Genomic DNA, 8299 nt, shown 5'->3' on the forward strand with positions numbered 1-8299 from the left:
GCCGGCGCGGTCGCCTTCGCGTCGACCCTCAGCTACCCGGTCGTCGCCGAGCGGCTGCCCCCGCAGATCGGTAAGATCCTCGGCTGAACCGCGCCCGGCAGCCCCTCCCGTGAGCGTTCGGTAAGGCACCTCTGGCAGTGTTCGAAAATCTCTCGTCCGCAGGTGGATGCGGGGTTACCGTCGAGTAATGAGCGTGACGGATCTCCCCACGGACCTGCCGGCGGATCTGGTAGGCAACACCGTGGTCGACTACGGCGACCGCGCGCTGATGGTGCAGTGCGGCAGCACCGCCGACGTCCTGGCATGGGTCGCGGCCCTGCGGGCCGTGGCGCTGCCGGGCGTGGTCGACATCGTTCCCGCGGCGCGCACGGTGCTGGTGAAACTCGACGGACCCCGCCGCCAGGGGGTCGTGCGTCGGCGGCTGCGCACGCTGCGGGTCGGCGCCCACGCGGCCGCCCCGGCGGATCGCAGTCCCGACGTGGTGATCGGCGTGGTCTACGACGGCCCGGACCTCGACGAGGTCGCCGGCCTCACCGGACTGAGCGCCGCCGCGGTGGTCGAGGCCCACACCTCGACCGTGTGGCAGGTCGGATTCAGCGGCTTCGCACCGGGTTTCGCCTATCTGGTCGGCGGCGACCCGCGACTGCGGGTGCCCCGGCGCCCGGAACCGCGCACCGCGGTGCCGGCTGGCGCCGTCGCCCTGGCCGACGAATTCAGCGCGATCTATCCGCGGCAGTCGCCCGGCGGATGGCAGCTGATCGGCCACACCGACGCCCCCCTCTGGGACATCGACCGCCCCAGCCCGGCGTTGCTGACGCACGGCATGTGGGTCCAGTTCCGGGCAGCGTGAGGGGGCGCCGTGCTCACGCTGGAAGTCCTGCGTACCGGGCCGCTCGCCGTCGTCCAGGACCTCGGCCGGACCGGGTTGGCCCACCTCGGCGTCAGCGGTTCCGGGGCAGCCGACCGCCGGGCGCACAAGCTGGCCAATCGGCTGGTTGCCAACCCCGACGACCGTGCCACCGTCGAGGTGACGTTCGGCGGCTTCTCGGCCCGCGTCCGCGGCGGCGACGTCGACATCGCGGTGACGGGCGCCGACACCGACCCGACCGTTGACGGAATCAAGTTCGGCACCAACAGCATTCATCGCGTCCGTGACGGCCAGGTGATCGCGCTGGGCGCGCCGCGCGCCGGGCTGCGCACCTATGTCGCGGTGCGCGGCGGCATCTGCGTCGAGCCGGTGCTGGGCTCCCGCAGCTATGACGTGATGTCGGCGATCGGACCGTCCCCGCTCCGGCCGGGGGATCGCCTGCCGGTCGGCGAGCACACGGCCGCCTATCCGCAGCTCGACCAGGCCCCGGTTGCCGCGATCACCGGCGACGTGGTCGAACTGTCCGTGGTGCCCGGGCCCCGCGACGACTGGTTCGTCGATCCCGACGCCCTGGTGCGCGACGACTGGGTGGCGTCCCACCGCAGCGACCGGGTGGGGATGCGACTGGTCGGCCGCCCGCTGCACTACCACTTCCCGGACCGGCAGCTGCCCAGCGAGGGCACCGGCCGCGGCGGGATTCAGGTGCCGCCCAACGGTTTACCGGTGATCCTGGGACCGGACCATCCGGTCACCGGCGGTTACCCCGTCGTCGGCGTGGTCACCGACGAGGACATCGACAAGGTCGCCCAGGTGCGGCCCGGCCAGCGCGTGCGGCTGCGCTGGGCGCGGCCCCGTTCGCCGCTGGGCACCGCCACGCGCGCGGATCTCACCCACTTTTCCTAGACTTCTCGGCCGTGCGCGCCGGGGTCCGCACCGCTTCCCCCGGGCCGGCAAGCTTGTCACCGCACGGGGCCGGCCGCCCTGGCCGGGACGCGCGTCGGTGCCGGCGCCCGGAGACCCGGCACGCACCGCCGATTCCGGGGAAAGCCGCGGCGGGACTGATGCGCGACTGGCGCAGCGGCGACGTCTGGTGGGCCGACACCGACCCTTCTGTCGCATTACATCTTCTGTCGGACAACATCGTTCGCCGGGCCGCATCGTGTCCGGCGTCGTCACCACCGCGCGCCGGCTATCGGTCGCGTGTTCGCCCACATCGCGGCGGGAGTCGAATCCGGTTGACGGAGAGATACATCACAGCAGCGACGCCTCTCAGCGATCTACCAGAAAACTTGACTACAACTGACAGACGATATCGATCGGATCAAGTTGACGCGCTTGCGTTCTCAGTGTGAGCATCAGAAGACACAGCAGGGCATTCCTGTTCATTCGGCGTCACCGCACGGGCATCGGCGGCCGGGCCAGGAAGCGCACGAGCGGCATCCCCCACGCCCGCTCCAGAAGCGGGCCCTGTCTGCGAAAGGTAGAGAACGTATGGGCCGCAACCGTCTGATCGCGGACTGGAATCCGGAGGACGCCACCGCCTGGGAGTCCGGCAACGACAGGATCGCTCGCCGCAACCTGCTCTGGATGATCGCGTGCGACCACATCGCCTTCGGGATCTGGACGCTGTGGCCGGTGATGGCGCTGTTCCTGCCCCAGGACGTGTACGGATTCTCCCCGGCGGACAAGTTCCTGCTCGGTGCCACCGCCACCCTGGTCGCGGCCTGCCTGCGCATCCCGTACTCGCTGGGCATCGCCACCTTCGGCGGCCGCAACTGGACCGTCTTCTCGATCGTGGCGCTCATCGTCCCGACCATCGCCACGATCTGGCTGATGGCCAATCCCGGACTGCCCTTCTGGCTGTACCTGGCGTGCGCCGCGCTGACCGGGATGGGGGGCGCCAACTACGCGGCCTCGATGACCAACACCAACGCCCTGTACCCGCAACGCCGCAAGGGCTTCGCGCTGGGCTTGAACGCCGGCGCCGGCAACCTCGGTGTGCCGACGATCCAGCTGGTGGGAATGCTGGTCCTCGCCGTCGCCGGGCGCGGCGCACCGTACTGGGTGTGCGGGCTCTACCTGGCACTGCTGACCGCAGTCGCCGTGGGGGCGGCCCGCTACATGGACAACCTGGATCATGTGATGTACAACACGAACGACCTGCGTTCGATCCTGCGCGAACGGGATACGTGGGTGCTTGCGCTGCTGTATCTGGGCACGTTCGGCTCCTGGATCGGGTTCTCGTTCGCGTTCGGCCAAGTCCTGCAGATCAACTTCGTCGGCACCGGGCAGAGCTCCGCGCAGGCCGCCCTGCACGCCGCCGAATTCGCCTTCATCGGACCGGCACTGGGCTCGCTGGCCCGGATCTACGGCGGCAGGCTGGCCGATCGCGTAGGCGGCAGCCGCGTCACCCTGGCAGTCCTGACCACGATGGGACTCGTCACCGCGTTCCTGGTCGCCGTCAGCACGCACGAGGACCACACCCACAGCCTGACCACCGCGGCCACCATGGCCGGCTACATCTGCGGGTTCATGGCCCTGTTCATCCTGGCCGGACTGGGCAACGGATCGGTGTACAAGATGATCCCTTCGGTCTTCGAGGCACGCAGCCACCTGCTGGGGCTCGCCGAAGGCCACCGGCGCCGCTGGTCGCAAGCCACGTCGGGGGCGGTGATCGGGTTCGTCGCCGCGTTCGGCGCGCTCGGCGGCGTAGCCATCAACCTTGTCCTGCGCCAGTCCTACCTGAGCACCGGCACCGACACGCTGGCGTATTGGGCGTTCCTGCTGTTCTACGTCGCCACCGCGGTGATGACCTGGGCGAGGTACGTCCGACGCCCGCCCCTGACGGCCGCGACCGCGGCTACGCCGGGAGCCGGGTACCCGCCCCACATCGAAACGGCCCGGGTGTGACCATGCGGCGGTGGCGGTGAGCGCAATCCGGCGGCAATCGCCCGGTAACGCTCGAGAAACGTCCTACGAATACACCACTCATATGGCACAGCCAGATTCTGCGCCGCTGACCGGCTATCGGATCGCAGTGACCTCTGCCAACCGCGCCGAGGAACTGTGCGCTCTGCTGCGCCGCAACGGTGCCGAGGTCTGCCGCGCCGCGGCCATCGACATGATCGCCCTGCCCGACGACGACGAATTGCGCCGCAACACCGCGGCCCTGATCGAACGGCCGCCCGATATCGTCGTCGCGCACACCGGGATCGGCTTCCGCGGCTGGATGGCCGCGGCTGACGGCTGGGGCGTGGCCGGCCAGCTGACCGCCGCGCTGGCGCAGGCACGCATCGTCGCCCGTGGCCCGAAGGCGACCGGGGCGCTGCGCGCGGCGGGCCTGCCCGAGGAGTGGTCAGCGAAATCCGAGTCGTCGCGCGAGGTGTTGAAATACCTGCTCGAGTCCGAGTTGCCCGGCAAGCGGATCGCCGTCCAATTGCACGGCGCCGCCGAGGGCTGGGACCCGAATCCCGGGTTCCTCGGCGAGTTGCGCGCAGCGGGCGCCGAGGTGACGCCCATCCAGGTGTACCGCTGGAAGCCCACACCGGTCGGCGGCCAATTCGACCAGCTGCTCACCGCCATCGCCAAGCGCCGTTTCGACGCGGTCAGCTTCACCTCCGCGCCGGCCGCTGCGGCACTGCTGGAACGCGGCCGCGAGCTGGCCATCGAAGACCAATTGCTGTCGGCGCTGCGCACCGACGTGCACGCGATGTGCGTGGGTCCGGTCACCGCCCAGCCCCTCACCAGGGCGGGAGTCCCCACCTCTGCACCCGACCGGATGCGGCTGGGGGCGTTGGCCCGCCACATCGCCGAAGAGCTACCGATGCGTCGCTCGCGCGCGATCGACGCCGGCGGTCACCGCATCGAGATCCGCGGCAACTGCGTGGTGGTCGACGGGTCGGTCAAAACACTGTCGGGTTCTGGCATGGCCATCTTGCGAACGCTGGCGCAACGTCCCGGTGACGTCGTCGCTCGTGCCGATTTGCTGCGAGTGCTGCCCGGTAGCAGCAACGACCCTCACGCCGTCGACACGGCGGTGCTGCGGCTGCGAACGGCCCTGGGCGACCGGAACATCGTCGCGACCGTGGTGAAGCGCGGCTACCGCCTCGCGGTTGACGATCCGTCTGGGTCACCGGCCTGAAACCGGCAATGCTTGATCTTTGATCCGGTACGGGTGATCCTGACAGGATGCCCCGCACCGAAGAGCCGCCGCGCCGGATCTTCGATCCGGTCGCCAAGATGCTTCATTTGCCACTCGGCACAACGGAATTCATCGATCGCATCGTCACCGGGAGCATCCAGCAGGTGGGCCGCCAGACCCTGCGCATGCTGATCACCACCTGGGACGCCGCCGGCGGTGGCCCCTTCGCGGCCAGCACGGTCGCGTCAACGGGAATGGCCAAGACCGCCGAAATCGTCGAAGCCGTATTCATCGGTCCGGTGTTCGGCCCGTTGCTCAGCGCGCTCGGAGCCGACAAGGTGGCGCTGCGCGCGTCGCTGTGCGCATCGCAACTGGTGGGCCTGGGTATCATGCGCTACGGGCTGTGCTCCGAGCCGCTTCACTCGATGTCGGTGGACGACCTCGTGGATGCCATCGGTCCGACGTTGCAGCGTTACCTGGTCGGTGACATCACCCGGTGACGCGACGCGGGGGCGGCCTGCCCGATCTCGACAGAGCCCTCCGGCGTGACGCGCACCGCGTAGACGGGCACCGAGATCTCCGGATCGTCCAGGCACGTCCCGTCATCCAACGCAAAAGCCTGTTTGAGGATGGGCGATTGGACGATCGCACGGCCGTCGCGGTCACCGACGAGGCCCCGGGACAGCACCGCCGCACCAGAGAACGGGTCGACGTTGCCGACCGCACGCACCGACCCGTCGTCGAGCCGGAACAGCGCCGCCTGCGTGCCGTCGTCGAGCAGGACACCGACGCCGCGACCGGGGATGAGGTGGTCGTACGCACAGGCGGTCGTCCACACCTGAATGTCGTTGACCAACCTCACGATTCCTCCTGAATCGACTCACGGACCCGGGGCATCCCGATGGACACGGGGATTTTTCGCCCCGCATTCTCGGTGAACGTCACGGTCGGGTCGACGGCATCCGGGGCGTTGACGAACGACACGAACCGGGACAGCTTGTCCGGATCGTCCAACACACCCTTCCATTCGCACCGGTAATTCTGCACGTGGCGCCGCATCGCGGCTTCGAATTCCTCAGCCAGTCCCAGCGAGTCCTCACAGACGACCTCGCGTAGATGCTCCAGGCCGCCCTCGAGTGAGTCGACCCACGGCGCGGTCCGCTGCAGCCGGTCGGCAGTGCGGATGTAGTACATGAGGAAACGGTCGATGTAGCGGACCAGGATCTCGGTGTCCAGGTCGGCGGCCAGCAGCTGCGCGTGCTTGGGGGTCATGCCGCCGTTGCCGCCGACGTAGAGGTTCCAACCCTTTTCGGTGGCGATGACGCCCACGTCCTTGCCGCGGGCCTCGGCGCATTCCCGCGCACAGCCCGAGACCCCCATCTTGATCTTGTGCGGCGCCCGCAGACCGCGATAGCGCAGTTCCAGGTCGATCGCCAGCTGCACCGAATCCTGCTGCCCGTAGCGGCACCAGTCGGTGCCCACGCAGCTCTTCACGGTGCGCAGCGCCTTGCCGTAGGCGTGGCCGGACTCCATGCCGCCCTCGACGAGGCGGCGCCAGATCTCGGGCAGCTGTTCCACCCGCGCCCCGAACATGTCGATGCGCTGGCCGCCGGTGATCTTGGTGTAGAGCCCGAAATCCTGTGCAATCTGGCCGATCAGGATCAGGTGCTCGGGTTTGATGTCCCCGCCGGGCACCCGCGGCACCACCGAGTAGCTGCCGTTCTTCTGGATGTTGGCCAGGAAGTGGTCGTTGGAGTCCTGCAGCGCGGCCTGCTCGCCGGAGAGAATGTGGCCCGAGCCGGTGGACGCCAGGATGGAGGCGACGACGGGTTTGCAGATGTCGCAACCCTTTCCGCGGCCGTAGCGCTCCAGCAGGCCCGAGAACGTGCGGATTTCGGTGGCCGAGATGATCTCGAAAAGCTCCGCCCGTGACTGGTCGAAGTGCTCGCACAGCGCCTTGGATTGCTCGACACCCTCGGCCTCCAGCAACTGTTTGAGCAGCGGCACACACGAGCCGCACGACGTCCCGGCCGCCGTGCACGACTTGAGCGCCGCGACGTCGGCGCAGCCGTCGGCGATCGCGCATTTCACGTCACCCTTGGTGACGTTGTTGCAAGAGCAGATCTGCGCCGAATCCGGCAACGCCCCGACGCCCAGAGCCGAAGCACCACTGCCGGATTGGGCCGGGGCTAGCAACGCCAGCGGATCCCCGGGCAGCTCGCTGCCGACCATGGGACGCAACACTCCGTACGACGACGCGTCGCCCACCAGCACTCCACCGAGCAGGGTCTTGGCGTCATCGGAGAGCACGAGTTTCGCGTATGTCCGATTCACGGCGTCGTTGACAGCGACTTCGAGACAGTTCTCCGTCGCACCCAGCGCGTCGCCGAAGCTGGCAACGTCGACGCCGAGCAGTTTGAGTTTGGCGGACATGTCCGCTTCGCCGAATTCAGCGGATCCGCCCAGCAGCCGGTCCACCGCCACCTCGGCCGAGGTGTAACCGGGCCCCACGAGCCCGTAGCACCGGCCCCCGATCGCGGCGACCTCGCCAACCGCGTAGATGTCGGGATCGCTTGTTCGGCAAGACAAATCGGTGAGCACACCGCCCCGTTCGGCGAGCGCCAAACCGGCGCCCGCCGCCAGTTCGTCACGCGGGCGGATCCCGGCCGCGAAGATCACCACCCCCGCATCGATGATCTGGCCGTCCGTCAAGCGCACCCGCACCGACGCCGACCCGTCGGACCGGTCGGCGGATTCGATCGATTCGGTGCCCGTGCCGACGTGCACAACGATCCCCAGCTCGCCGACCATCCTGGCCAGGAGTTTACCGCCGGCCTCGTCGATCTGCTGGGCCATCAGGCGTGGCATCATCTCGACGACGTGGGTCTCTAACCCGAACTGGCGCAGAGCATTCGCGGCTTCGAGCCCCAGCAGGCCGCCGCCGATCACCACCCCGGCGCATGCGCGACCCCCGTCGAGCGCGCGCTGTGCGCCAGCCCGGATGGCATCGAGGTCGTCGAGAGTGCGATAGACGTGACACGCGGGCAGGTCGTGGCCGGGCACGGGTGGAACGAACGCGTACGACCCGGTCGCCAACACCAACTTGTGGTAGGCGTGTCGTTGCCCGTCGGCGGTGACCACCGACCTCCCCGCCGGATCGATTTCGACGACTCGCGTATCGAGCACCAGTCGAACCCGCTCGTCTGCGGCGTAGTCGTTGCCGGGCAGGGCCAACAGGCTGCGGTCCCAGCCCTCGGTGTAGGAGGTCAGCCCGACGCGGTCATAGGCCG

General features: G+C 68.9%; 8 protein-coding genes. 6 read left to right on the top strand and 2 right to left on the bottom strand.

Annotated elements, in window-relative coordinates; genetic code table 11:
- The 6 genes from AC2VOK_RS01250 to AC2VOK_RS01275 all read left to right on the top strand — a co-directional run.
- Window positions 1–87: hypothetical protein (locus AC2VOK_RS01250; protein ID WP_428898862.1), on the top strand; the 87-nt coding region annotated here is incomplete at its 5' end.
- Window positions 88–187: 100 nt separating this feature from the next.
- On the top strand, window positions 188–850 hold the full coding sequence (locus AC2VOK_RS01255; protein WP_428898855.1) for a 5-oxoprolinase subunit B family protein: 663 nt from the start codon (window positions 188–190) through the stop codon (window positions 848–850).
- A 9-nt stretch (window positions 851–859) separates the two neighbouring features.
- Entirely contained in the window at window positions 860–1771 is a 912-nt protein-coding gene (locus AC2VOK_RS01260) for a 5-oxoprolinase/urea amidolyase family protein (protein WP_428898856.1), read from the top strand.
- A gap of 588 nt (window positions 1772–2359) precedes the next feature.
- Window positions 2360–3778, top strand: coding sequence for an MFS transporter (locus AC2VOK_RS01265; RefSeq protein WP_428898857.1), 1419 nt, complete (start codon window positions 2360–2362; stop codon window positions 3776–3778).
- 82 nt (window positions 3779–3860) lie between these two features.
- Window positions 3861–5009: a uroporphyrinogen-III synthase gene (locus tag AC2VOK_RS01270; protein WP_428898858.1), complete on the top strand. Its 1149-nt coding sequence runs from the start codon at window positions 3861–3863 to the stop codon at window positions 5007–5009.
- A 47-nt stretch (window positions 5010–5056) separates the two neighbouring features.
- On the top strand, window positions 5057–5509 hold the full coding sequence (locus AC2VOK_RS01275) for a TetR/AcrR family transcriptional regulator (protein WP_428898859.1): 453 nt from the start codon (window positions 5057–5059) through the stop codon (window positions 5507–5509).
- On the opposite strand, the gene nirD is transcribed toward AC2VOK_RS01275, so the two are convergent.
- Both nirD and nirB read right to left on the bottom strand, forming a co-directional pair.
- Complete coding sequence (nirD, locus tag AC2VOK_RS01280; RefSeq protein WP_428898860.1) at window positions 5482–5871, bottom strand: nitrite reductase small subunit NirD; 390 nt, start codon at window positions 5869–5871, stop codon at window positions 5482–5484. The genes AC2VOK_RS01275 and nirD overlap by 28 nt on opposite strands.
- On the bottom strand, window positions 5868–8299 hold a 2432-nt coding region (gene nirB / locus AC2VOK_RS01285; RefSeq protein WP_428898861.1), incomplete at its 5' end, for a nitrite reductase large subunit NirB. The genes nirB and nirD, both read right to left, overlap by 4 nt.

Source organism: Mycobacterium sp. TH-M116, from assembly GCF_057473685.1.